This window comes from Mesorhizobium sp. B2-8-3, from assembly GCF_006440815.1.
Lineage (GTDB): Bacteria > Pseudomonadota > Alphaproteobacteria > Rhizobiales > Rhizobiaceae > Mesorhizobium.
In genome coordinates this window covers 16,900-42,714 of sequence record NZ_VFTW01000024.1, presented here as the reverse complement: position 1 = coordinate 42,714, position 25,815 = coordinate 16,900, and the positions used below count along the sequence as shown (strand labels likewise).

General features: G+C 61.5%; 12 protein-coding genes, 1 tRNA gene and 1 pseudogene. 3 read left to right on the top strand and 11 right to left on the bottom strand.

Annotation, left to right across the window (positions count from 1 at the left end; translation table 11 throughout):
- Nucleotides 1-29 precede the first annotated feature (29 nt).
- Nucleotides 30-1,907 (bottom strand): AsmA family protein, encoded by a 1,878-nt coding sequence (locus FJ418_RS25950; protein WP_140870519.1) that lies wholly within the window; start codon nucleotides 1,905-1,907, stop codon nucleotides 30-32.
- A 266-nt stretch (nucleotides 1,908-2,173) separates the two neighbouring features.
- Here FJ418_RS25950 and FJ418_RS25945 point away from each other — a divergent pair, with 266 nt between their 5' ends.
- Complete coding sequence (locus tag FJ418_RS25945) at nucleotides 2,174-4,132, top strand: acetoacetate--CoA ligase (protein ID WP_140870516.1); 1,959 nt, start codon at nucleotides 2,174-2,176, stop codon at nucleotides 4,130-4,132.
- A 248-nt stretch (nucleotides 4,133-4,380) separates the two neighbouring features.
- Here the strand turns inward: FJ418_RS25945 and FJ418_RS25940 are convergent, their stop codons facing one another.
- A complete protein-coding gene (locus FJ418_RS25940; protein ID WP_140870514.1) occupies nucleotides 4,381-8,442 on the bottom strand; it encodes a PAS domain S-box protein in 4,062 nt (1,353 codons plus the stop codon).
- Between the two features lie 261 nt (nucleotides 8,443-8,703).
- Between FJ418_RS25940 and FJ418_RS25935 the strand changes: the two genes are divergently transcribed.
- Nucleotides 8,704-9,168, top strand: a complete 465-nt coding sequence (locus FJ418_RS25935; protein ID WP_140655391.1) for a phasin — start codon at nucleotides 8,704-8,706, stop codon at nucleotides 9,166-9,168.
- Nucleotides 9,169-9,507: 339 nt separating this feature from the next.
- Nucleotides 9,508-9,584, top strand: a tRNA-His gene (locus FJ418_RS25930).
- A gap of 733 nt (nucleotides 9,585-10,317) precedes the next feature.
- On the opposite strand, the gene FJ418_RS25925 is transcribed toward FJ418_RS25930, so the two are convergent.
- The 9 genes and pseudogenes from FJ418_RS25925 to FJ418_RS25880 all read right to left on the bottom strand — a co-directional run bounded on the left by FJ418_RS25925 (nucleotide 10,318) and on the right by FJ418_RS25880 (nucleotide 25,776).
- Nucleotides 10,318-12,618: an AGE family epimerase/isomerase gene (locus tag FJ418_RS25925; RefSeq protein WP_140856109.1), complete on the bottom strand. Its 2,301-nt coding sequence runs from the start codon at nucleotides 12,616-12,618 to the stop codon at nucleotides 10,318-10,320.
- A 55-nt stretch (nucleotides 12,619-12,673) separates the two neighbouring features.
- Nucleotides 12,674-12,949: pseudogene (locus FJ418_RS25920) on the bottom strand (phosphomannomutase/phosphoglucomutase); the annotation flags it as partial.
- 155 nt (nucleotides 12,950-13,104) lie between these two features.
- The gene (locus FJ418_RS25915; RefSeq protein ID WP_140870508.1) at nucleotides 13,105-14,529 is read right to left on the bottom strand and encodes an HlyD family type I secretion periplasmic adaptor subunit; all 1,425 of its coding nucleotides are present in this window, start codon (nucleotides 14,527-14,529) and stop codon (nucleotides 13,105-13,107) included.
- Nucleotides 14,516-17,158, bottom strand: coding sequence for a type I secretion system permease/ATPase (locus tag FJ418_RS25910; protein WP_181167094.1), 2,643 nt, complete (start codon nucleotides 17,156-17,158; stop codon nucleotides 14,516-14,518). Before FJ418_RS25910 ends, FJ418_RS25915 begins: the two co-directional genes overlap by 14 nt.
- Before the next feature lie 105 nt (nucleotides 17,159-17,263).
- Nucleotides 17,264-19,762 carry a glycoside hydrolase family 16 protein gene (locus tag FJ418_RS25905; RefSeq protein ID WP_140870505.1) on the bottom strand — a complete coding sequence of 833 codons (2,499 nt, stop codon included), beginning with the start codon at nucleotides 19,760-19,762 and terminating at the stop codon, nucleotides 17,264-17,266.
- 1,409 nt (nucleotides 19,763-21,171) lie between these two features.
- Complete coding sequence (locus FJ418_RS25895; protein WP_140643725.1) at nucleotides 21,172-21,876, bottom strand: SIS domain-containing protein; 705 nt, start codon at nucleotides 21,874-21,876, stop codon at nucleotides 21,172-21,174.
- Nucleotides 21,873-22,874 (bottom strand): GHMP kinase, encoded by a 1,002-nt coding sequence (locus FJ418_RS25890; protein WP_140659320.1) that lies wholly within the window; start codon nucleotides 22,872-22,874, stop codon nucleotides 21,873-21,875. The genes FJ418_RS25895 and FJ418_RS25890 overlap by 4 nt, the downstream gene beginning before the upstream one ends.
- Nucleotides 22,871-24,799 (bottom strand): HAD-IIIA family hydrolase, encoded by a 1,929-nt coding sequence (locus FJ418_RS25885; RefSeq protein ID WP_140870502.1) that lies wholly within the window; start codon nucleotides 24,797-24,799, stop codon nucleotides 22,871-22,873. Before FJ418_RS25885 ends, FJ418_RS25890 begins: the two co-directional genes overlap by 4 nt.
- Complete coding sequence (locus tag FJ418_RS25880; RefSeq protein WP_181167092.1) at nucleotides 24,799-25,776, bottom strand: NAD-dependent epimerase/dehydratase family protein; 978 nt, start codon at nucleotides 25,774-25,776, stop codon at nucleotides 24,799-24,801. The genes FJ418_RS25885 and FJ418_RS25880 overlap by 1 nt, the downstream gene beginning before the upstream one ends.
- Between the last annotated feature and the right edge of the window lie 39 nt (nucleotides 25,777-25,815).

The following is a 25,815-nucleotide window of genomic DNA, read 5'->3' as shown; positions in this document are numbered from 1 at the left end:
AGGAGCGAGGGCGCTTTGCGCCCCCGCATCTACTGGCCCGAAACGCCGGGAGCGATCGGCGATATGAACGGCGCGCTCCAGTTGCCGCCGACGAAGAACAGCGACTGGCTCGGCGGCGCGGGAGCCGGACTGGCCGCTTGGCCGTTGGCCTGGGGCTGCTGTGCCGGCTGCCCGTTGGGTACCACTCCGCCCGAAAGCGCCAGCCCGCGTCCGACATAGGAGGCGATGCCGGATAGCCAGATCTTGTATTTTTGCGAATTGATCTCGGCCTTGTCGAGGCGCGCCACTCCCTTCGAAATGCTCGCCTTGATCTCGGCGCCGTCGATCGGCAGCGAGCCATTGGCGACGTCATCGAGCGCGAAGAAGCCGCCTTGCTGGTTGCGCTTGAGGAAGGCCGGCAGGTCGAGCCCGTTGAGCGTGCCCGGCCCGAAAGTCGCCGAGAACGATCCGTCGGCATTCTCGAAGATAGAGTTCCAGGCCTTGCCCGGTCCCTTGAGGATGATCGACACCGTCCCGGTGCCAGCCGGCACCAGCCGCGTCATTCCCGCCGCTGTGGCAAAGGCTCCCGTATCCACATCCGATGCCAGGAGCCGCATCTCGACCTGCGTGCCTTCCGGCTTGCGGTCGAAACGCAGGCTGCTCTGGATGTTGCCGTTGAAGGCCGACGCGTCGGATATGTCGAAGACGGCAAGGCCGTTCTTGACCTGTGCGGTGGCCGCGACGTCGGCAAGCTGGATCGGTCCCACCGTGGCATGGGCCGCCGACAGCCTGAGGTCGAGGTTGATGCGGTCGGCGAAGCTCGTGTCGATGTCGCCCGGGCCGGCCTCGCCGGTGGGCGCGACAGGCGTGAAAGCCGACAGGAAGGATCTCAGGTCCAGCGTGTCGAAGGCGAGCGTGCCGGCTATCACCGGACTGCCCTCGGCGAAGGAGAAATCCAGCGCTCCCATGCCCGGATTGTTGTTGAGCGTGACGGTGGTGTTCTCGAATTTCGCACGCCCCGCCGACGCGTTCACCTTGCTGGCGATCGAGACCGCGCCGATAGCAGCACCGGGCGCGATGCCTGCCTGCGACCACTCCAGCACGCGCCGCAGCGACGGCGCGGCGAACTTCGCCTGGCCGTCCAGATAGGCATTGTCCGACATCGAGGCCGTTCCGTCGAAGGAGAATGTCGCAGGCGCCGCCTTGAAGGAAAGGGTGACGGGCGCGGCTCCCCCGGCAAAAAGCACCAGCGGTTTCGTCGAGGAGAAATCGAGCTGCACGCTTTCGCCGCGCCAGATCCCGGTCGCGGTCAGCGATGCTTCGCTGTTCATCGCCTCCCAGTTCACCTGGCCGTTCAGGCTGCTCAGGACTTCGGCGTCCTTGCCGTCGACCGAAGTCACCACGCGGCCATCGCGGAACTCGACGGTGCCGAACGGATCGGACGGCAATTTCCCGAGATCCGGCTTCTGCGGGTTGGCGGTGACCACGCCGCGCGCGGTATCGATCGAGCGCGTGATGCGCCCCCCGGTCGGAAGCGGCGGCAGATAGAAGCCGCTCGCCATGCGCTGGACCCTGATCGTCGGGCGCACCAGCCTCGCGGTCGAGAAGGCGACGTTGCCCTGCAAGGCCGCCATGGCGGACAGATCGACTTCCACGCGATCGGCCTCGACCACCGGCGGCGCGTCGGTCTCGGTCCATTGCGACAGCGTCACGTCGCTGAGGATGGCGCGGAACTTCGGCCACACCTCGATGCGCGGCGAGCCGTCGATCGTCACCCTGAAGCCGCTCCAGGCGCTCAATTCCCAGGCGATGCGGTCGCGCACGATGCGGGTCGAGGCAATCAGCGGCAGCGCCGCGACCGCGAGCGTGATGATAAGCACGGCAAGGCCGATCGCCCACACCCCGCGCCGGATCAGAGATGATGGCATTTCGCCCCGTATGCTTTCATTGCCGACAAAATCGCCCGACGGGTGTAACCGAGCGCCGACGCTTTTCAAGTCTTTATGGCCTTGCGATGGCATTTGCGCAGCGACAGCCGTGGCTATTCCGAACAAAATCTTGCTCTGCTGCGCTGCAATATGCATAAGCGGTCTGCACGATCCCGATCCGCAATCGCGCGCCGTTTCTGGGACGATGGCAGATGCGACGATGAGTTTAATTGGCTCGAACGCGACGCGCTTTGGGAGGAGCGATCATGGCTGCCGACACACCTTTGTGGACCCCGACGCAGGAGCGGATCGACGCAGCGCCTTTGACCGCGTTCATGAAGGCCGCGCAAGCGAAGGCCGAGTTGTCGTTCTCCGGCTATGCCGAACTCCATCGCTGGTCGATCGACGACCGCGAAGCCTTTTGGAGCCTGGTCTGGGATTTCTGCGGGCTTGTCGGCGACAAGGGCGAGCGGCACCTCGTCGACGGCCAGAAGATGCCCGGCGCCAGCTTCTTTCCCGACGCTAGGCTCAATTTCGCCGAGAACCTTTTGCAGAAGACCGGCGGCGGCCCGGCCATCGTCTTCCGCGGCGAGGACAAGGTCGAGCGGCGGCTCTCCTGGAACGAGCTCCATGCGCTGATTTCGCGGCTGCAGCAGCTCTTCCTGTCGCTCGGCGTCAAGGCCGGCGACCGCGTCGCCGCCATGATGCCGAATATGCCCGAGACGATCGCGGCGATGCTGGCGGCAAGCTCGATCGGCGCCGTCTGGTCGTCATGCTCTCCCGATTTCGGCGAGCAGGGCGTGCTCGACCGTTTCGGCCAGATCGAGCCGGTCGTCTTCATCGCGCCGGACGGCTATTGGTACAACGGCAAGGCGATCGAGGTGGCCGACAAGGTGCGCGCCGTGGCCGAGAAACTCTCGAGCGTGCGCAAGGTGCTCATCGTCGACTATCTCGGCACCTCGAGCGATGTCGCCGCCACCATCGACAAGGCAGCCGCGCTCGAAGAGGCGCTTTCGCCCTTTGCCGCCAGGACTGTCAGCTTCGAGCGGCTGCCCTTCGCCCATCCGCTCTACATCCTGTTCTCCTCGGGCACGACCGGTATCCCGAAATGCATCGTGCATTCGGCCGGCGGCACGCTGATCCAGCACGTCAAGGAGCACCGGCTGCATGCCGGCCTGCTCGACGGCGATCGCCTGTTCTACTTCACCACCTGCGGCTGGATGATGTGGAACTGGCTGGTCTCGGGCCTCGCCTCCGGCGCGACGCTTTTGCTCTATGACGGCTCGCCCTTCTACCCCGACGGCAATGTGCTGTTCGATTTCGCCGATGCCGAGAAGATGACCTATTTCGGCACCTCGGCCAAATTCATCGATTCGGTCCGCAAGGCCGGTCTGAAGCCGATCGCGAGCCACGATCTGTCGAGCGTGCGCACCATCTCTTCCACCGGCTCGCCATTGTCGCCGGAGGACTTCCGCTTCGTCTATGACGGGATCAAGAAGGACGTGCATCTGGCCTCGATCTCGGGCGGCACCGACATCGTGTCCTGCTTCGTGCTCGGCGTGCCGACCGAGCCGGTCTGGAGCGGCGAGATCCAGGGCCCAGGCCTTGGCCTGGCGGTCGACGTGTGGGACGACGACGGCAAGCCGATCCGGCAGGAGAAGGGCGAGCTTGTCTGCACCAGGGCCTTCCCGTCGATGCCGATCGGTTTCTGGAACGACCCCGAAAGCAAGAAATATCACGCGGCCTATTTCGAGCGTTTCGACAATGTCTGGTGCCATGGCGACTTCGCCGAATGGACCGCCCATGGCGGCATGATCATCCACGGCCGGTCCGACGCCACGCTCAATCCGGGCGGGGTCAGGATCGGTACGGCCGAGATCTACAACCAGGTCGAGCAGATGCCGGAAATCCTCGAGGCGCTCTGCATCGGCCAGGATTTCGACAACGACGTGCGCGTCGTGCTGTTTGTGCGGCTGGCTGCTGGCGTGACCCTCAACGAGGATCTGGAAAAGCGCATCCGCGCCAGGATCCGCACCGGCGCCAGCCCGCGTCACGTGCCGGCCAGGATCGTCGCCGTCACAGACATCCCGCGCACCAAGTCGGGCAAGATCACCGAGCTCGCGGTGCGCGACGTGGTCCACGGCCGCACTGTGAAGAACAAGGAAGCGCTCGCCAATCCCGAGGCGCTGGAGCTGTTCCGCGACCTGCCGCAGCTTGCGGGCTGACGGCATGCCGTGGTTAACGAAATCTGTCCGGCGAATTTACCTAGATTTCACGGATGGTACACATTCGTAAATTTTTTTGACACCCGGTAAGGACTTGTTAAGGGACGACCCCGATAGTCGCGTGTAACTTGAGGGAGAAATCCCGTTCCTCGTCCCTGAGGTTCAGCTCAAGCCCCCGTTGTGACAGCATCCCATTTCTCAAGGCGTCCCCCAGGACGCCTTTTTCTTTGGCGCGGCTCGTCGGCAGGTTACTCCGCGAGCACGCGGGTCGACGGGAAGGCGACCTCGACCAGGGTTCCTTCGCCAGGCGTCGAGGTGATGGCGAAACGGGCGCGGTTCGCCTCCACCATGGCCTTGGTGAGGGGCAGGCCAAGGCCAGTGCCGTCGCCGCGTCCGCGCTTCAACGCGTTGATCTGCTTGAACGGTTTCAGCGCCTGCTCGATCTCGGCCTGGGTCATGCCGATGCCGGTGTCGCGCACGCGCATGACGACATCGCCCGAGGCTTCGTAAGCGGTCGAGACGATCACCTGGCCGCCGGCCTGGGTGTAGCGGATGGCGTTGGACAGGACGTTCAGGGCGATCTGGCGCACGCTTCTCAGGTCCGCCACCACTTCCGGCAGTCGCGAGGCGAAGCTGGAGCGGATGATGACGCGTTCGCGATTGGCCTGCGGCTGCATCATCGCCACCGTCTCGGCCAGCGTGTCGTTGAGCGACACCGCCTCGTAATCCATCTCCTGCTGACCGGCCTCGATCTTCGAGATGTCGAGCAGGTCGTTGACGAGGTCGAGCACATGGTTGCCCGAGCGGTTGATGTCGCGCAGGTAGTCGCGATAGCGGTCGTTGGTGATCGGGCCGAATTTCTCGTCCACCATCAGCTCGGAAAAGCCGATGATGGCGTTGAGCGGGGTGCGGATCTCATGGCTGATGCGGGCCAGGAAATCCGTCTTCTGCGAGGAGGCGCGCTCGGCCACCGCGCGCGCTTGCGTCAGGTCTTCCTCGGCACGCTTCCATTGCGTGATGTCGCGCACCACGGCGCAGAAGCCGCTGTCGTTGGGCAGCCGGCCGATGGTCATGAACAGCGGAATGAAACGTCCCTGCGCCTCGCGGCCGATGACCTCGCGACCGTCATTCAAGACGCTCGCCACCCCCGGCTCCGAAAGGCCGGCGAGATAGTCGCGCGCCGCGCGCTGGCTCTCGATGGCGAACAGCGAGGCAAAGGGCTTGCCGGCGACCTCGTCGCTGTCGAAACCGAACAGCGCCTCCGCCGGCCGGCTGATCGAGCGGATGTCGCCGTCGCGGCCGATCAGCACGACGCCGTCCGTGGCGGTGTCGATGATGGTGCGCATTTCCGCAATGCGCGACTTCAGTTCCGGCACGTCCGGCTGCAGCGCCGGTTCGTCATTGGCGGCGGTGAAATGCGCCGCGTCGTCCTCGCCGGAACGCCGCACCACCAGCATCAGCGCCTTGCCGCCGCGCCACGGCACTGAGCGCAGCAGCGCATCGATCGGGAATTCCTGGCCGTTGCGGGTCTTGAGCTTCAGCGAGTGGTCGCTTTCGTCCGCCGCGGTGTCCTCGGCATATGGATCGGCGAAGAGCGCGCCCAGGCCGCCCGCATCCGCGAGGTCGTCCAGCGCACCGTAGCCGGTGAGTTCGAGGAAGGCTTCGTTGGCATAATGCAGCACGTCGCCCGAATGGATGAGCAGCGGCACCGGCAGCCTGGCGAGGATGGGTGTATCGGGCGCCTTGGCTTCCTCTCCGGTCGAAAAAGCGGACGGTACGAAACCCGACAGTTTGAGCGGCGGCACGTCGAGGCGCGGCCGCGCCGGCGCTGCCGGCTGTTCTTCCGCCGCCGCCGCGGTATTCGCGTCGGAGCCTGCCCAATCCTCATTGTCTTGCGCATCGAGGAAATCGTCGGCGGTCATGCTGTCGTCGTCGGCCGTCGCATCGGGGCCGGACTGCCCGGCCGCGACCGGCTCTGCCTCAGGCTGTTCGACCGGCTGCCGCGGTTCCGTGGAAGCAGATTCGTCGGCCTGACGGGTGCCCTCTGCCTGCTCGGGCTGGGAAACCGGCGCGACGCCGGCGTCTTCCGTGGGTTTCTCGCCATCGGCAAAGTTGAGCAGCGAGCCGGAAACCGCCGAGGTCTCGGCCTGGCCGGTGTCGTCTGCCTCGGCGGCGCCATCGATGCCATTGAGCCGCGCCAGGTCTTCCTGGTCTTCCGCTTCGGTCTCCGCTTCCGCGGTCTCCGCATCGGCCTTCGCGTCATCGGCTTCCGGGGCTTGCGCTGCGGATGCCAAGCTCGCTTCCCGCTCGGAACCGTCGTCCTCCGTTGTGTCGGGCGCAAGCGGCTGGTTTGCGTCGGCCTTCGCTTCGTTGGCCGGTTCCTTCACCGTCGCCGCGCCCTCGCCGGCGGCGGCCGCATCTGGCTGCTTGTCGGCTTCGGCGGCGCGTTCCTCGGCAGGGGCGGAACTGTCCTTGCGCAGCCGCTCGCCGATCTCGCGGAAGGCGCTGCGCTCGAGGATCGACAGGCTCCTCGGATTTGCCGGCGTGTCGCTTCCCGGCTGCTTGTCGTTGGCCGGCTGGCGATGCTCGGCCAGCCTTATCACCTTGTCGGCAAAGCGCCGCTCCGGCTTCGGTACGATGGTCAATGCCGGCACTTCGCCCTGGAAGGGGTCTTCAGGCTTCGGCTGTTCGGTCTGTTCCGAGCCTGGCTGCTCGACCGACGGCTCGGCCCCGGCAGCAGCGGCTCCGGCTGGTGCGGCATTCGGCACCAGGGCCATGCCAAGCGCCTCCGGATCGGCCACGGCGTCGGCGCTGCGCGCGACGCCGAAGCCGCGAAACCCCTCGAAGGCGCGGCTGCGGCCATAGACGGGCAGCGCCGCCAGATCGACGGGGATCTTCAGGCCGGTTCCGGCCACCGGCCATAGCACCGAGCGGCCGGACCAGGTATCGCGCCGGTCGAGCAGGCCGGCGATCTCGCCCGAGGCGTCGAGGCCGAAAGTGGCTGCAACATCCTTGAAGCGGCGGCCGATCACATCGGCGGCAGGCGGGCCGACGATGTCGGCGAATTCGGGCGACAGCGCGCTGAACCGGCCTTCGGCGTCGGTGCGCCAGACGAAGCGCAATGGCGGCGCGGAGCGGTCGATGTCGCGGGGCGGGGTCGGCTGGGCGGGTGTGGCGGTTTCGCGTGCGGCGGTTTCGCCGTCATCCTGCCCTTGACCTTTGGCCGTGGCGGCGCCCTCCGGTGCGTCCTCCGCCGGCGCTGCCGGTTGAGCATGTCCGGTGTCCTCGTTGCCGGCATTGAAGTACCAATGATCGTGCTGGCCGGCGCGGGCATCGGCGGCCTGCCGGCTGGTGTCGGCGGCGTCGGCCTGATGGTCGGTCCGGGTAGACCGCTGGCGCGCCGGGGTCCGGCTCTCCGCGTCGGGCCGTGCGTCGCCGTCGGGAGACTCCGGCGTTGGCTCGGCCCCTTCGCCAGCCGCCACGATAGGCATTGGGTTGTCCTGGACAGGCTGAGGCTCGGGCTCGATTGCCGGGCTTTCACCTGGCGGCGGGGCGCTAACCGCCTCGGGCGCCGCAACTTGCTGATCGCCGGTCTGATCGCCCTGGTCGGCGACTGGCTGATCGTCTTGGCCGCCATCGGAGTCGTCGAGTTGGTCCTCGTCGATCACCACCAGCAGATGGCGCGTATCGGTGAGCCGTGCAAACCCGGCCGGATAGGAGGTGTTGGTGCCCGGCACGAGGCGTTTGACGACGCGGTCGCCGCTGCTTGCCACATCCGCAACCAGGGCAGCCAGCGTCCGCGGCTCGATGCCGAGCGCCGCAAAGCCGTCCGAGGCTGCTTCGACATCGCCTTGGGCGTCGACGAAGGCAATGAAATGCCCGGCCTCGGTAAAGCCGCCGATTGCACGGCTGGCGATTTCGCCGGCGCTGCGCGAACTGATCTGCGCCGCCGGCACCGCCAGCATGATTGCCGTCTCGCCGTCCGGCATCGTCACTGCGCTGGCCAGGAAGCCGGCTGCGCGGCTCACCATGCCGGTGGCCAGCCTCACCGTGATGGCGCGATCGCTGCCGATGTTGGGAAAGCCGCTGGTCGCCATGATCTGCCGGCGCGCGACCAACGGCAGCCGCGCTGAGGCGCCGATGATGGCCTCGATATCCGGATAGCCGAACATCGACGCCCCCGGTCCGTTCGCCCAGATCACCTGTTCGAGGTCGGTCGATAAAATGGCCAGCGCGTCGCCGGCGGCAAAGCGCTGGCGCACCGCGTCGAGTACGGCAACGTCGAGGAAGGAGTAGTTTTCAGGCGGCATGCGCTGGCCAACCCTCCGGAGCGGGCATTTTTTCAGTTAACGCTTTGTTAATAAAAGCCTGTGGCCCCAAGGTCCACAAGCCTAGGCTTGCATGGGTCGAAATCTCTGGGCTCTTGGTTAACGGCCCTATGGCTGACGTCGGGGAAGATTTTATGGTGCGGTGCAACAAAGATATTGCAATGCACAAAAAACCCTTTATATTGCCATCATACATGAACGAGACGGCTTTCTGTCAAAGCCGCTGCCCCGAAAGGTTGGAAAATGTCCAAGACCACTGCCAAGACCGCCGAGACCATCGAAAACGTCGAATTCCCGAGCTTCGATGCTTCCAAGGCCACCGACCAGATCCGCGCCTTCGCCGAGAAGGGCGTCGAGCAGTCGAAGGAAGCCTATGCGAAGCTGAAGACCGGCGCCGAGGAGACCCAGAAGGTTCTGGAGTCGACCTACGAGACCGCCAAGACCGTTTCCAGCGACGTTTCGCTGAAGGCCATCGCCGCGCTGCGCGCCAATGCCGAGGCCAGCTTCTCGCACCTCGAAGCCCTGGTCGGCGCCAAGACCCTTTCGGAAGTCGTCGAGCTGCAGACCTCCTTCCTGCGCAAGCGCGTCGAAATGGCCGTCGAGCAGGCCAAGGAGTTCCAGGCCGTTACCACCAAGGCGGTCGAGGACGTCTCCAAGCCGGTAAAGAGCGCCTTTGAGAAGGCGATGAAGGACGCCAAGGCTGCCTGATTTTCGCGCACAACCCTGCGATGCATCAAAACGTCGCATTTCGTCAGACAAATAGTCGTGCGATAGGGTTGAACAACCAGATACCCGGGGATGGAACCTCCTCCCTCCGTTTCCGGGGTGACCAGCCAGCACCTCCTCCCGCTGGCTCGTAACAGGAAAAGGCCGGCACCTCCTCCCGCCGGCCTTTTCTTTTGCCTTGACAACGGCGGATGAGGAAACCCGTCCTTTCCCTTATCAAAGCCCTTGAATTAGAATCCGATAGCCCGTATTTGACGCATCGCCGAACGACAGAGCGGATCGCGGAGAAAGAAGCTTCCTCGATCCAACTCAGGCAAGCGCGCCGTTGTAGCTCAGCTGGTTAGAGCGCCGGATTGTGGATCCGGAGGTCGCTGGTTCGATCCCAGCCAACGGTACCATCGGGCTATTCGCTAAGTCACTTATGTTGCTAACGAATTTCCGATTGTCGCTTCTGTCCACCTTCCAACGTTTCCTGCTCCTCGACCTGGCTTCCCCACACATAGCTCCGTTACATGAGGCCGGAATGCCTGCGATCGATGCATGCGGTAAACGGCGGCAACGGCGTGCATACAGGACGGTTTGCGGATCAGATCACCGCTTCGAGCTTTTTGCAGCCGTCAAACGGTTTGTCGCTCGTTCAGTTGATACGGCAATTTCAATAGCCGGCGGGTTAAGGAGCGGCCCAGCAGGCGCGGGGGTGACTTGGACGGCCGCTGGGCCTGACCAGCGTTTTGGGCGGTGCCGGCTAGAACGACCTTTAGTCCCTATTCATGAAATTGCTAATTTAGCCAAAAGGATGCTTTGTTGCGTCAGTCTCAGCTCGGCCAAGGCTACTTGAATTCCTGCGCAAACAATGAGCGCCAGCCGCCAAGGTTTGTGCCTTGGATTACGTCTGACTAATGCGTGTCGCGCAAAGTGTGCAGCGGTTTTGCGATAACGACATGCATGAAAACAAAGCCTTAAAGCGCCTGAATCCGCTTCAGCGCGACGCGCTTTTAAGTCGCGTCCTGCCTATATGGCCGTGCACGCAGCGTGGGCAATGCGTTCTCTGACAAATAGACCAGAGCCGACCCAGCGAATCCATTGTCACGGCCAAGCTACCCGCCGCGTTCCGCATGACGAACCGTCAAGTCAGGCGTAGACCTGCCTAAGCGAGGACTTGCCTACTTCCGAAACCGGCAGCGGGAAAGCTTCGACCTGTCCCCCGGTCTTGTCCAGATACTGCATCAACGCCGTGACCAGGTGGTAGAAGATGCTCGCGGGGACCTCCGTCGCCACTGACCTTCCGCGCTCATCAATCCTGTCGACCCATAAGCCAAGCGGTGCGGGATCGATATGCCATCTGAAGAGCCGGGCGACGCGCGCTTCGATCTCGGGTTTCAAATCAGGCCCGCCAATACCATCAAGGGCAACGGCCGCCTTGATCGCCTCGCATTGCGGCCAGCTTCGCGAAAGCCGGTCGAGGGGCAGTCCGTGGCGCGAGACGGCTGCATAGGCCAGACCCGTGGCCCGGTTCAAACCGCTGGCAACCGCCGAGGAATAGAGCTTTCTCGCATATGCTACCAAGTCCTTCTGGCCGCTCGCCCGCGCGAAATCGACGAGGAGAGAGGCCCATTCGAAATGGTGCCCTGGTTCGGTCCACTGTCCATCGTCCCCCGGCAACGGCAGCCAATCGACGTCGAAGCGTTCTCCAACTGTCCAGCTCTCCTGGTCGAAGAAATGGCATCGGAAGAGATCGATGACGCGTGCCGCGCGACGCAGATATGCGCGCTCGCCCGTGACCCCATGCCAGGCAAGGAAGGATTCCAGCATGTGCATGTGCGGGTTCGAGAACCGCGCCCCGCTCCAGACGGGGCTCTCGAGGAAGCCGTTCAGGCTGCCGTCCTCGAGATGCGTGTCGATGAAATGAAATGTCTCTTGTGCAAGCCGCAGGGCGTCCTGGTGGCCGCATCGATGAGCATGGGCAAGCGCCAGCAGCACGCAGGCTTGGTCGTAGGCATCCTCCGCCGGGTCAGCCACGCTGCCGTTGCAATTTAGGGTGCGTACCCAGCCGCCGCGGTCGGTGCGACCGTATTTCGCGATGAAGTCGATCCCGTGGTTGATAAGTTTGTCGGCGGGTCCAGGCCAACCGCGTTCCTTGGCCACCGCGAAAGCGTAGATCTGACGAGCCATCGTCCGCGTGCGCTTGGGCTTGCGTAGCGGCCTCGCGTCAAAACCGAGCGACTCATGGAATCCGCCATACACGTCGTCAACGCCTGCAGTGGACCACACCGGCAGGGTTTCGTTGAAAAGCCAGTGCTCGACGCGCTTGCGCCATGACCCGCTGACGATGACCCGGTCTTCCGACGCTGTTAACTTGGTCTCGAGTCGTCCGCTCTTCTCCAACTGTTCGACAACCTTCTTGACGTTCTGGCTGTGGCTGACGGGGGCGACGAATACCGCGTCTGGCGTTGCCACCACGGCTACATCCTTCATTCCAATGACGGTCAGCAGCCTGCCCTGGCTTCGAAGGTAGGAACTGCTGCAGTCCATCGCGACGACGTCCCCCATCGCGACGTTGCCGTCGCTGTCGGTCGGGCTGGCTTCGAGCAGCGACTGCCACGATCCAAGATCATTCCAGCGGAAGGAGGCCGTAACCATCGCGGTATCGTGGGCATGCTCCATGACGGCGTAATCGATCGAGGTCGACGGGACAGCCGAGTAGAAACTCTGTGGCAGGTAGATGCCCGAAACGTCGTCCCGTGCGGTCTTATGGGCCCGTTCGGCGCTGTCCCAGATGTCTGGCCGGAACTCGAGAAATGCTCGCCGCATCGTGTCTGCGCGAAACAGGAAGATGCCGGCGTTCCAATAGAACCTTCCCGACGACGCATATTGGCGAGCTGTCTCGGCATTGGGCTTCTCGACAAAGCGCGCAACGGCGGCCACGCCGTCGGCATTTGCCGCAACCTCGATGTAACCGTACCCGGTTTCCGGATGTGTCGGCCTGATGCCGAATATGACAAGGCGTCCTGACTCGGCCACAGGCCGGCCCACCTCGACCGTTTCCCAGAATTGCGCCTCGGTTGATATCTCATGATCGGAGGGGACCACGAGCACAAGCGCGTCACCGCCATGCTCGAAGATCGTTTGCAGGGTGGCTATAGCGACTGCCGCGGCGGTATTGCGGCCAACTGGCTCAAAAATCGGTCTGCCGCCGTCCAAGCCGAGTGGACCGATGTCGGAAATAACGCGATCGGCATGCCGCTCGGACGCTATCAGGTAGATTGGGGTCTCACCTCCGGGCCGGGCCTTGAGACGCCGGACGGTCTTCGCAAGCATGGATCCGTCGCCGGAAAGGTCGTGGAATTGCTTGGGATTGTCTTCGCGCGAGAGCGGCCAAAGCCGTGAACCAACGCCCCCGCTCATGACAAAACATACGATCCGGCCCGGCATGGTCCAGTTCCTCTCAGAATGTCTGATTGTAGGCGCCGATTTCTGGATTGCAGCGCAGGACAGAATCGAGAGCCCGGAACGCCACGGAATAACCGCGGAAGTCATGGCCGGTGACGATGTCAGGGCCTACGCCCATTCGATGGATCATGGTGCCGGGCCCCATGCCGAGCGCCTGTACCTCCATCAAGTTGCGCTCGGGCTCTTGCTCGGAGCCCGGATGCCCGAACCACCAACGCGCGTCGTATTCCCGGAAGCCAGTGGCCCTGATGAGAGCACTGGTTTCGAAGGCGACTGTGTTCGACTTGGCCTGGCCGACTATGTTGAGCGTCACGGTTTCTGATCCGCAATTGCGTGCGGTACGATCCTAACATGCAGCCGGGCCCAGGCTCTCTTCATGAATTGGGGGTAGCCCAAATGCCCCGGTTCACCCCCCTCATACAATTGAAGCATGCCTGCCGACGGCCGCAAGGATGTCTCGTGCGCTTTTTAACGGTCTCGCAGCGCTTCCTGCTTGTATTTCGCCAGCGGCGAGAGAAAGTAGCCGATGATACTGCGCGCGCCGGTCTTGATCTCGATCGTCACCGCCATGCCCGGACCGAGCTTGACGAGCTTGTCGTCCACCTGCATGTACGCACGGTCAAGCGAAACGCGTGCGGCATATTCCAGTTCCTGACCCCTCGGCTCACTGTCGCTCTGCTCTGCGCCCGATACGCGGTCGTTCGAATCGCTCTGCCTCTCGCGAGGTATGGCGTCCGGTGACACGCTGAGCACTTCTCCATGAAGAAGTCCGTAGCGGGTGAAGTTGAATGTGTCGACCTTGATTTCCGTCTTCTGTCCCGGGTGGACGAATCCGATATCTCGGTTGGAGAGCATGGCCTCGATTTCGAGATGGCTCTCGCTCGGAACCACCACGGCCAGTGGCTGAGCAGGCGTAACCACGCCTCCCACCGTGTGAATGGCGAGTTGTTGCACGACGCCGTCGACCGGCGCGGTCAATCGTTGGAGCTTCGTGCGCTGCTCTGCCTTGATCTCCTCCTGCTCGGCACTCTCAACCCTTTGGTCGGCTTTCGCGAGTGCGTCATAGGTCGCGCGCCGATACTCCGCGGCGGTCTTTTCCTTCGTCTCCCTTAGCACCGCGATGGCTGCATCGGCTTCGCGCAGCCGGCTCTGCTGCAGGTTGAGATCCTGCTGAAGGCCGACCAACTCCTGATACTCGGAGAGATAGTCGACCTTCGAAGCAAGCGCGTTGTCGACGAGCTTCTTGCGAATGTCGACTCGCTCCTGCAGCACCGGCGTCGTCGCCTGGAGCTTCGCGACGCTTGCCAACGTAGTCGATCGTTCTGCTTCCCTCTGATTCTGCTGGCGCTCGATCTCCGCGAGCTTGGCGTTCTGTTCGCCGACCTGACTGATCAGAAATTGACGATGCATCTCGATCTCCCCGGCGCCCGCGCCCTGCGGCGGCCGGAAGGCAGCGAGCGGATCCTCCGCGAGCGCCGCGCGCAGCCGGGCGACGTCGAGTTCGGCCGAAAGAAGATCGCTTTTCTGGCGCTCCTGGTCGGCTTCCGTCATGGTCGGGTCCAGCTCGATCAGCACGTCGCCGGCCTTCACGCTCTGTCCATCGCGTACGTTGATGGCGCGGACAACGCCCGTCTCGAATGGCTGAATCAGCTTGCTGCGCCCGTCTGGCACGATCTTGCCCGTCGCGGTTGCGACGATATCGATGCTGCCCAACGATGCCCACACCAGCGCGACGCAGAAGACAGCGACGATACTCGCCGCGATCGCGCGGCCGATCGGTGACGGCGGCGTTTCGGTGATTTCGAGCGCTGCCGGCAGGAACGCAACTTCGTGCTCCCGGCGGCGAACTTGGGCTCTCGGAAATGGGACGATGTTTCGGCTAGCGGACGTCATGGATGCCAGCTTGCAGATAGTGTAGGTTTGCGTAGCGCCCGTTCGAGCGGATTAGGTCATCATGGGTGCCATCCTCGACGATGCGTCCATGCTCGATCGTGATGATCCGGTTCGCGTGGCGCACGGTCGAGAGCCGATGAGCGATGACGAAGACGGTTCGGCCGGCAGAAATTCGTTTCATGTTCTGCTGAATGGCGCGCTCGCTTTCGTAATCCAGGGCGCTGGTCGCCTCATCGAGGATGAGGATGCGCGGATCGGTAATGAGTGCCCGGGCGATTGCGACACGCTGGCGTTGCCCGCCGGAAAGACTGCTGCCGCGTTCGCCCACGATGGTGTCATAGCCCTCGGGCAGCTCCAGGATGAAATCGTGAGCGCCGGCAAGCGAGGCCGCTGCAATGACGCGCTCCATGGGCATAGCCGGATCAGCGAGCGCGATGTTCTCGCGAATGGATCGGTTGAAGAGCACGTTCTCTTGCAAGACTACGCCGATCTGGCGTCGAAGCCAGGTTAGGTCGACCATCGCCAGATCGACGCCATCGACCAGCACGCGTCCACTCTCCGGCACATAGAGCCGCTGTATCAGCTTGGCGATGGTGCTCTTGCCCGAGCCCGAGGAGCCCACGATGCCGATGACCTGACCGGACTCGACGCTGAACGATACATCGTGCAGCACCTCGGGGCCGTCGACTCGGTAGCGGAAAGTCGCGTGCTCGAATGTCACCTGCCCGCGGATCGCCGGCAGTGCGGCGCGGCCGGGATTGAAGCTTGGCTCGGGAATGGTGTTGAGGATATCGCCGAGACGATCGATCGACAGGCGGGCCTGATGGAAATCCTGCCAGATCTGCGCGAGCCGCAGCACAGGCATGCTCACGCGCGCGGCCAGCATATTGAATGCGACGAGTTCGCCGACGGTCAGGCCGCCGCCGATCACGAGCTTGGCGCCGAAGTAAAGGGTTGCGGCGACGACCAGCTTGTTGATCATCTGCACCGCCTGGCTCGCCGTATTGTTCAGGCTGAGCACGCGGAAGCTTGCGGTCACATAGGCGGCGAGCTGCTCCTCCCAGCGGCGCTGCATCTGCGGCTCGACCGCCATGGCCTTCAGCGTCTCGACGCCCGTGACGGTCTCGACCAGGAAAGCTTGATTCTCCGAGCCGCGATCGAACTTCTCATCAAGGCGCCGGCGAAACAGCGGCGCAGCTCCCGCAGAAATGCCGATGTAGAATGGGAACGACGACAGGACGATCAGCGTCAACGGAGTCGTGTAATAGAACATCACCGCAATGAAAACGACGGTGAAGATGAGATCGATCACAAGCGTGAGCGCCGAGCTCGTCAGGAACTGCCGGATATTCTCGAGCTCGCGGACGCGTGCGACTGAATCCCCGACGCGGCGTGTCTGGAAATATGCGATCGGCAACGCCATCAGGTGACGAAACAGCCGGGCGCCGAGCTCGACGTCGATGCGGTTCGTCGTGTGCGCGAACAGATAGACGCGCAGCGTGCCGAGAACAGTTTCGAAAACGGTCAGCGCGATAAGGCCCGCGACCAGGACGTCGAGCGTGCTCATGCTTCGATGCACGAGCACCTTGTCGATGACCACCTGGAAAAACAGCGGCGAGATGAGGGCAAAGATCTGAAGGAAGAATGACGCGATCAGCACTTCGCCGAGAAGATGGCGGTACTTATGAACCGCGCCGAGAAACCAGCCGATGTCAAACCGCCGGGACAGGTCCGTCAGGGCTGCGCGCCGGGTCATCAGGATGATGTCGCCGTCCCAGATGGACTCAAGTTCGGCCCGGGTCATTGTAATGGGTTGCGGCGACGATGGGCGCTGAACGAGGAGCTTGTCGTCGACGACTTTGCCGAGGATCAGGAATCCACCGTCCCGAAGCACGGCGATTCCCGGCAGCGGAGTAATCGCAAGCCGATTCCAGCTCGTCCTCTGTGCCCGAGCCTTGAGTCCGAAATCTTTTGCACAGCGCAGGACTTCGGTAACACCCACTCGCGCCGCGCCCATGCGATGCCGGATTTGGTCAGGCTCGGCCGCGATGCCATGGCAACGCAGCAATATCGCCAAGGCGATGAGCCCTGAGTCATCGCCGCTCTCAGATGCAGTGCTCGCCGCCTGGGCGGCCTTATCGCCTTGATCGGCGAAACGAGCACGCATCAAGATATCGCAGGCGCGCCGTGCCAGATCACGCCCACGGCCAATAAGGGCATGAAGCGCCCGCTGCGCAATGCTCTGTGATCCAGCCAAGATCAAACGGCCGTCCCAGATTGCTTCGAATTCCGCGCGGGTGATCAGCTTCGCATTTGACGAGGGCGGATGCAGCACAACCGCGCCTTTGTCGCTGACCTTTCCGAGAAGCAGAAATCCGCCATCATGCAGTGAAGCGATGCCGGGCAACCGGATACCCGCAAGTTGTTTCCACCGTGTCTTGCGCGAACCGACCTTAAGCCCGAACTCTCGGGCGCAACGAAGCATCGCGCGGATGCCGATTGCACCGCCGCCGCCACAGCGATCGCGGATCTGGTCGGGCTTAGCGTTTACGCCATGAAAGCGAAGGAACAGAGCCAAGGCTCGAAATCCAAAGTCTGCGGCGTGGGCATTCTCGTTCTGCATCGCCATTCCGGCTTAACCCTTCGCGGATACGCGTCCGCGTTCGATGTTCCTTCTCAGCACAAACTTGACGGTGCCGCACCCAGGCGCTGAAGCCCCTGGGTGCGGAGGCGATCAATGTTGCGGTCTGGTCAGGTACGAGTCGTGATTCCAGTTGGCTCCATTCGACAAGGACGCCACGATCTGACCGGGGTCGACGTGGCCCGAGTGGCCGGCCAGATACTGGTTCAGCACCGCAAAACTCTGGCTTGCCAGGGACGCCGTGGCTGTGCCGGTCGCAAGCGGATGATCCGCCATGGCACTGTTTCGCGGCGCAAAGGTCGTAGTGGGGCCGGCGACCAGGTTCTTATGCTCGTGCAGCAGCGCAAGGCCCCGGGTTGCCGAGGACCCTAGCGACGTAGCGGGAGCATGCTCATGATCCGTCTGGGCGATCACCCGCGGCGAAGTCGTGGTGGCCGAAGGCCGAGGATCCGTTACGGCGATGGTCCGTGGCGAGGCTGTCGCGACGGCGCCGGTGACCGGATCCTTCGCCGTTGCAGTCAGCGTGAGTGTCGCCACCGGATGAGCCGCGCCCTTATAGTTCGATTGCAGCGTCAATCCGCTGTCGACCTGCGCGGCCGTCAAGGTGATGTTCTTGCCGGCAAACGTCTTGCCGTCGAGTTTGTCGGTGATCCTCTCGTACCTCGGCAAGCCCGTCACCTTCACGGTCACGACATCGTTGGGGTCGGTCGTTGTCACCTTGACCCCTAGGTCGACCGTACCGCCCAGCCCGCTCACGTTGAGCGTCGGATCCGCGATGGTGAGGACCGGCGCGATCGATGGTGGGGTGGTTGGAGTGGCTGGGGTCGTTGGCGTCGTTGGCGTTGTGGTTGGGGTCGATGGGGCTGTCGATGACGTCGCGACATGGAGACCGGAGAACGTCTTCACCGCGCCCGCAAGATTAGCAGCGACACCGCTCGCGTCCTTGATGCTCGCACCGTTCGGTAGATTGACCCCGGTGATGGCGAGCGCCGAGGTATTGGTGTCCGTCGACGCGACAGTTGTGCGAAAGTTGAGCGCGCCCGTTCCGGAGCCGCCCACATAGGTGGCGGTCGCGCCATTGTTGAGAGATAGCGTCGGCGTGCCCGATACCGCCACTGCCTCGTTGAAGCCGAGTGTCAGCGTGACCGCGTCTCCAACGTGCTCGGTACCGGTTCCCGGCGAGGCTGTGGCCTGCGTCACCGCCGGCAAGACCGGATCGATCTGGAGACCGGAGAACGTCTTCACTGCGCCCGAGAGGTTCGCCGCAATACCAGATGCATCCTTGATGCTCGCGCCGCTCGGAAGATTGACTCCGGTAATGGCGAGCGCCGAGGTATTCGTGTCCGTCGGCGCGACGGTGGTGCGGAAGGTGAGCGCGTTCGTGCCCGAGCCGCCGACATAGCTGGCCGTTCCGCCGTCATTGAGCGACAGTGCAGGCGTACCCGTGACGGTCACCGCCTTGTTAAAGCCGACCGTCAACGTGATGGCATCGCCGGTATGCTCGATCCCCGTTGCCGGTGAAGCGGCGACCTGCGTCACTGCCGGCTGCGTCACCGCCGGCTGGGTCACTGCCGGCTGCGTCACCGCCGGCTGGGTCACTGCCGGCTGCGTCACCGCCGGCTGGGTCACTGCCGGCTGGGTCACTGCCGGCTGGGTCACTGCCGGCTGCGTCACCGCCGGCTGGGTCACTGCCGGCTGCGTCACTGCCGGCTGGGTCGTTGACGGCGTCGTGGAGGTTGACGATATCGTCTGGGGACTGACGTTGGCACCCGTGACGGTCTCGCCGCTGCCCGCTTTTTGATAGAGCTGGACCTGGTCGATCTGCATCTGCATCGACGAAGGGGTCGAGCTATCCAGCGCCGTATGCCATCCGGACGCGTTCGAATTCGCGACCCCATTGTTCATCATCAATTGCATCGGTTCATCCGGGATCGCGACCTGTGCGCTGGTCACTTGCGCCATCTGCTTCCCGTCGAGATACCAGGTGATCGATTTGCCAGGATCCCAGTAGATGCCATAGGTGTGGAAGCCGGCCGTGAGGTCGATGCCGCTGTCGATGGTGTCGCCGACCCACCCTGACGGCCCGTGGAGGTGCCAGGAGAAATTCTGGTCCGCCGGTCCCGAACCGGTAAATCCACCCTCCTGTATATCGAGCTCGAAATTGTCGCCGCTGCCCGAGCCATTGCCGGGCATCAGCCAAAGGCCCGGCCATGCGCCGTCGCCGCTCGGCGCCTTCATACTGATCTGAAGGTAGCCCCCGTTGAATTCGAAGTTGCCGTAGCTGCTGACGGCGCCGGACGTGACCGGGAATGTCTGTGCCGTCCCCCCCTGATTGACACCGCTGATGGATTGTCGGATCGCCGTGAGATCCAAGGTTCCGTTGCTCACGGACACCTGGCTCGGCACATCGTAATCGGCATTATACGGGCCGCCCGGCGTACTTCCTCCCGACCCGTTGGTATTCCATGGCCAGCCGTTGGCGGCTTTGCTTGTGATGTAGGTGTGCCAATCGCTGCCGAGCGCCGTACCGGAGAAGTTTTCCTGATAGACGAGGTCGCTAGAGGCAAAGCCTACGGGTGCGGAGAGAGCCATTCCGTGATCCTTCTTTGGCGTTGAAAACAGAGAATTCCACTGCCGCGCATCGCCAACTGCGCGACATGTCGCATGTTCGCAGCTAGGCAACGAACTGATTTCAAGCTCGCAGCCAGGCAACGCGAACGGATTTCAAACTCGCAGCTAGACAACGCGGACTGATTACAAAGTAGCGGAGATTTGGATGTCCTCGCCCCAGACATCCTGGTCGAGCGAGCTCAACGTTGAACCCACCATCGAAGGCGACTTTTGTCGACGGAAATGCTCGTCAGGCGCTCGCCTTTGAGCCCATAAACGGTGTCGCTACCAACGCGCGAAAGGAGTTCAACGGTTTGAGCCGCAGCCGGATAAAAGTTGAGCGCATCCCTCTCGGTGGACGTGCCACCGAGCGTGCTATCTAGTATAAGCACAGCAGTTCCTTAGTTCATTGCGTCTTTTTTTGTTTTCATTCCACCCGCGCCCCTAAGCAAACACAGGCATTTCCGCATTCTAATTTACGCACGCACACCATCTGTACCTGCGTGAATTGATCACTTGAGGACGATGTACGTGACATGAGCGACCATACTACCATTTGCGGCGAGAATGAGGCTCGGTGCGGTATTATTAACACATTCCTAATGTAACTTATAAACACGTCCTAATATAGAAAGTGATCGAACGGCCGCACCGAGACGGCCTTGCGGACGCCCTACCAAAACCGTGTCCGTCCGCTGAGATGTTGCGCTCGCTGGGCGCCCGTTGGTTCGAGCGGGCCGTTCGCATTTGAGGTCGTCGAGAGGGGTGGGCGGGATTGTCTTCCGATGCTGCATGGCGGACGAGCCGTCGAGCCTATTGCTGGAGCTGCCGACCCGGATGTTCGACCACCGTTGGCGCGCCGATGCGCTTGGCCGAGGTCAGCCGTTGCGCCGTTGATCACGCTCCAGTCTCTACACGTGTTGCTGAGCGACGTCGCCAACACGCAGCGGCGATGCCCGCGTCATCCGCTTTCAATGATCGAAGGCGGAAGGCCTGGCACCGTTATCGGGCGCGGTCTCTATAGCGCTGGACAGCCGTTCGATCGCAACGCCAACGATGCCTCATCGGCATCGTGTTTTTCAAGATCTGAACAGCGCCAAGACGTGCAACCGCATCCAAGGGGAGAGTGCGATCGTTTGGGTGGCTTGTTGAAATGGCTGGAACGTGGCGCTACGGCGCGAGGGCGCTTCGTCGCCCCGGGACCGCCCCGCGGATTGTCAAATTTGAACCGCGCGACCAATCGCCAAAGCTCCACCTCATGGCCCTCTGCCAACCGCCTGGCCTGCTCTTTCGCCGCAACGTCGTCTATGCAGGCAAGGTTGATCCCGCCCTTGAACTGGCCGCGTTCGTCCAGAACGTAGAGCCGATAGTGCTGCATCGCTTGTTCTCGATCAGGATTGCCAGTTCGTCTCGGCGCCAGTTCCATTTGTATTGAGACCTCCAGCAGCGCGGCGCTGTTGTCGCCGATCGCTCCACTTTTGTGTACTTGCAAAACAAAGACGCTGCATAACGACATGCCCGAACATAGAATGTATATCTTCCGCTAGTTGCATGTCATTCACATTGACCCAAACCACGTGTTGGGCGATCTGCCGGAGTGTTCCTCCGCCATATCCACAAAGACCTAACGTAACTGCGCCATGATCATTGGCGTATCGAACAGCGCGCAAAACGTTTTCTGAGTTTCCGCTTCCCGAAATTGCGATAACCAGGTCGCCCTCGTTCAGGATGTTCTTCAGCTGCTCGACGAACACATCTTGGAAAGAAACATCGTTCGCGTACGCGAATGTGAGGCCCACATTGTCGACCAGCGTTCGGCCACGAAAAGGAAGCTTCGTAGAGAGATAGATGCTCTTATTCCAGTCCGTAATGAAATGTAGCGCCGTGAGTGAACTGCCACCATTTCCAAGCGTGATTATCTGCTTGCCGTCCTCTTGTGCCTGCGCGACCAAGGCCACCGCATTATCGAAGCTTTGGTGGTCCAACGAAGCCAGGACGATCTCAAGTTTCTTGAAATAAGCTTGAGCGCTGCCGTCAAGATTTTTTGGGTTGGCTCGGATGTCGGTTGATTGAGCACTGCCGCCAAAATGTTTCATTGGGTGGCCTCCGATGTTGGTTGATAATGAACGATGCGACTACCGGCGAAGTCAAACTTCACAGGAAAGTGCTTTAGCTCCCCGAGAGCCACTTTGATTGCGTCGTGGCGGTCGAGAGGCGCGAAGAACAGGAGAAAACCTCCTGCGCCTGCTCCGAGTAGCTTGCCGCCCGTGGCACCTGCCCGTAACGCAGCTCGGTACCAGCCATCGATCGCATCGTTCGTGATTTCTTCGGAGAGGCTCTTTTTTAAGAGCCAGTTCTCGTGGAGGATTTCGCCGAAGGCGTTGAGGTTACATCGATGCAGTTCATCACGAAGGCGGTACGTGAGCTCGACCATCTGCCTCAGCGCTTTTCGCTTGTCCGGTGCCCTTGCGATGCCCTCCGATTGTCGGACGAGAATGTCTGACGCGCTGCGCGTCATGCCGGTGTAAAACACAAGAACTTGCTTCTCGATGGAAGCGATAAAATCACGTGGGCATATGAGCGGCGACACCGAGACGCGATCATCAGAGTGAAACTCGATAAGATTCAACCCGCCGAAGGCGGCCGCGTATTGATCTTGCCTTCCAATGGGCGCGCCACAAAGTTCGATCTCTATGCAACAACTGTCAGCACCGAGCTTTGCCTTCGAAACATACTGCCCTCGAAACGCGTTCAGCGCATGCAGAAGGCCAACAGTAAAAGAGCTCGATGATCCAAGTCCTGTTCCCATCGATGGAATATCGGCGATGGTTGTTATCTCGACACCTCCGCGAATCCCGAGGTATTCCATCGTAGCTCTTACAATTGGGTGCTGGATATTCTCGACGCTCTCTACCTCTTCTGTTTTTGAGTAGGCGATTCGAGTGCCGTTATCGAACTTACGGTTCACGTTAACGTAAACGTACTTGTCGATCGCAACGCTTAGGACGGCGCCACCCTCCTGCCGATAGAAGGCAGGAAGATCGCTGCCACCTCCCACAAAGCTGACTCGAAGTGGCGTCTGACTGATAATCATCCGACCGCCTCAATCAGCTCGATCGCCCGCAATCGGACGCAATGATTGGCACTCGTTCGCGATGCCAGCACGATCGGTGCCTCATCCTCCTGGCGCGAACGGTAGATACTCGCTGCAGCCTCTCGATCCACGCCTCGCCGCGAGTATTCTCGCGTTACTCGGCACCTCCTCAGCTCCTCATCGATATCGACGAAGAACGTGTGTGCACGACTGCGCAAAACCACATCGGAGAGCGAGAGAGCGACGGCTCCTTCCACGATCAGGACGGTTTCCGGAGAAATAGTTATCTTTTCTGATTTCGGATGCGATACGCGGCCCAGCTTTTCGTAGTAGGGCAGATCGTGCGTCTCGCGAGAACGAACTCCCACCAAGCGGCTTAGAACCTTCCTGATCTCGCTCACATCATAGCGACCCATCACCGTTGGTTCGCGATTGGCGACGGACCGTATCCAGCGATCAAGAGCAACGACCTGCGCATCAAAGCCGCGCCCGCGAAGAACCTCCGCGATGGCGCTGGAAAGGACGCTCTTTCCGCTCCGGGAAAGGCCCCCCACGAAACAGACGTCCCCCGGCTTCACATGCGCGATCAGATCAGATGCTGTGTCTATCAAGATCGGGTGACCAGTGAGAATGAACTTGGCAGCCTCGAACAAGTCCGAGACGGTATAATCGGGCATTACATGATACTTGCTGTCCAACCCGCCTGCGCCCGTCTCGACTAGGATCGATCTGATGCCAGATCGTTTTGCGAGAGCAACGTCCGTAGAGGAATCGCCGATGATCCAGGACTGACTGCGATCGATATTGAATGTTTGGACCGCCTCATCAACCAACCCGGTAGAAGGTTTGCGACAATTGCAGCGGACCTTCAGCGCTTCCACCTCACCGATAAAGCCGCGGTCTGGATGGTGCGGGCAGAAATAGATGGCATCGACAAAAGCTGCACGGCGGCCAAGCTCAGTCTCCATCTTGTTATGGATCATCCGCAAGTCTCGTACAGAGCAATCGCCCCTCGCCACAACGGGTTGGTTAGTGACGACGATTGTCCGGTATTCGGCCCGGTTGAAACTGGCGATCGCGGCCGCGGCCCCCTCAATCAGTTCGAAGCGTTCGGGACGATCGATGTGTCCATGGTCAACATTGATGCACCCATCCCTGTCCAAAAAGACTGCTTTCTGCGGAGAGGTGAGTGAAGCCCGTGCTATGAGGCCCGATTCAAAGTCGGCGCAAACCTTGTCGAGTCTCGCCGGAGTTCCCGCGTCTTTTATGTACTCGGGGCTGCCATAACTTCTGATTTCCGCGCCGGCCCGAAGCATTTCGGGAAACAGGTCCTTGCCGAAATCGAGCGGAGTTGCTGCCGCGCGCCAACGGAGAAGAGCTTGTTTTCGAATGTAGTAAAGAGCCGCGCTGACTTTGTTTGGATAATAGCAATCTGGGTCGCGTGGATATGGATGGAACGCGGTAACCACGCCGTCTTCCGACGTTTCTATCAGATCGGAATCATGTGGGTGATCATTCGGATGGGTGAAAACGGTTGCCGCCGCCGCCTTGTGCTTTTCATGGAAGCACTTAAAGCGGGTCAGATCGATGTCGAGCATCGTGTCGCCGTAGATCGTAAGGAAGTCGTCGTCGAGCAGATCCAAAACGGCCAAAACTGCCCCAGCTGTCCCAAGCGGCGCACCGTCATCTATGCAACGAACGTCAATCCCCCAATTTTTGCGCTGATTGCAAAACTCCACGATTTGCTCGGCTGCGTGGTTCACCAGGATCAAGATCCTCTCAATCCCGTGTTGCTTGGCGAGGACGATTTGATGCTCAAGAAGTGGCTTGCCACCAATACTGGCCAACGACTTAGGCAAATCACCTATCCGGCCCCTGAGCCGCGTCCCTCGACCACCCGCAAGTACAACGGCCTGGGCCTGCATCACGGGTGTCCTTCCTGCCGCACGATCTCTACGACGGCTTTTCGAACAGCGTCAGCCGAACCAAGCTGGGGCCGCCAACCGAGCGCACGGAGTTTTGCTATGTCATAGGAAAATCGGGGAACATCTCCCGTCCAACCGCGATCTTCAAATCCGTACTCGATTCCCGCGCCCGGTGCGACAGCCTCGACAGTCGTTTCCGCTATAAAGCTAACGGTTACCCCTTTGTCCTCAGGACCGATATTGTAGCAGCCAAGCCGCTCGGATGCGTTTGCACGCAAGTAGACAATCGCATCAATCAGATCATTGACATGAAGATATGCCTTCCGTTGCCGCCCCGATCCCAAAACATTCAGCTTGCTTGGTGAAACCCTTAACTTTCTGACGAAATCCAGAATGACACCATGGGTTGCTGGGACACCGATCACGTTCGGAAAGCGAAAGATCAACGCTCGAGCTAACCAGTTCTCGACGGCAGCGCTGATTAGCGCTTCCGACGCGAGCTTCATGGCACCGTAATTGGAAATCGGCAGCAGCGGCCCGACATCCTCTCTAATCGGAGCCTCCCCCAAATCGCCGTACACGGCTGAGCTGGATGCAAAAGCAAGGAACGGAACCCCCGCTTCCTTCATTGCGTCCAACACGTTGAACGTCGATAGAAAGGTATCGCGTAGATCAACAGAGGCATCGGCGATTCCCGCAGGAATGTCGGAATTGGCAGCCATGTGCCAGACTTCGGAAATCGGAATGCGTTTGTGACAATTCATGAAGCGGCTTCTCACCGCACCCGCGTCTGAGAGATCCACTTTCTCAAAAATGAACCTCTCATGCGTGAGAAGCTCGTTCAGGTTCTCGCGAGAACCGCGCGACAGGTTGTCAAAGCCAAAGACCGGATATCCACGATCAACAAAGATCCTTGCAAGCCTGCTTCCTACAAAGCCCGCAACTCCCGATACAAAAATAGCGCGCGATTCAGCCAATGGGATTGCGCCTTCCTCTAGTGCGCAAGCTTTCGCTGG

Coding starts and splice junctions, on each gene's coding strand:
- FJ418_RS25950 (WP_140870519.1), bottom strand. CDS start 1,907: ATGCCATCATCTCTGATCCGGCGCGGGGTGTGGGCGATCGGCCTTGCC.
- FJ418_RS25945 (WP_140870516.1), top strand. CDS start 2,174: ATGGCTGCCGACACACCTTTGTGGACCCCGACGCAGGAGCGGATCGAC.
- FJ418_RS25940 (WP_140870514.1), bottom strand. CDS start 8,442: ATGCCGCCTGAAAACTACTCCTTCCTCGACGTTGCCGTACTCGACGCG.
- FJ418_RS25935 (WP_140655391.1), top strand. CDS start 8,704: ATGTCCAAGACCACTGCCAAGACCGCCGAGACCATCGAAAACGTCGAA.
- FJ418_RS25925 (WP_140856109.1), bottom strand. CDS start 12,618: ATGCCGGGCCGGATCGTATGTTTTGTCATGAGCGGGGGCGTTGGTTCA.
- FJ418_RS25915 (WP_140870508.1), bottom strand. CDS start 14,529: ATGACGTCCGCTAGCCGAAACATCGTCCCATTTCCGAGAGCCCAAGTT.
- FJ418_RS25910 (WP_181167094.1), bottom strand. CDS start 17,158: ATGGCGATGCAGAACGAGAATGCCCACGCCGCAGACTTTGGATTTCGA.
- FJ418_RS25905 (WP_140870505.1), bottom strand. CDS start 19,762: ATGGCTCTCTCCGCACCCGTAGGCTTTGCCTCTAGCGACCTCGTCTAT.
- FJ418_RS25895 (WP_140643725.1), bottom strand. CDS start 21,876: ATGAAACATTTTGGCGGCAGTGCTCAATCAACCGACATCCGAGCCAAC.
- FJ418_RS25890 (WP_140659320.1), bottom strand. CDS start 22,874: ATGATTATCAGTCAGACGCCACTTCGAGTCAGCTTTGTGGGAGGTGGC.
- FJ418_RS25885 (WP_140870502.1), bottom strand. CDS start 24,799: ATGCAGGCCCAGGCCGTTGTACTTGCGGGTGGTCGAGGGACGCGGCTC.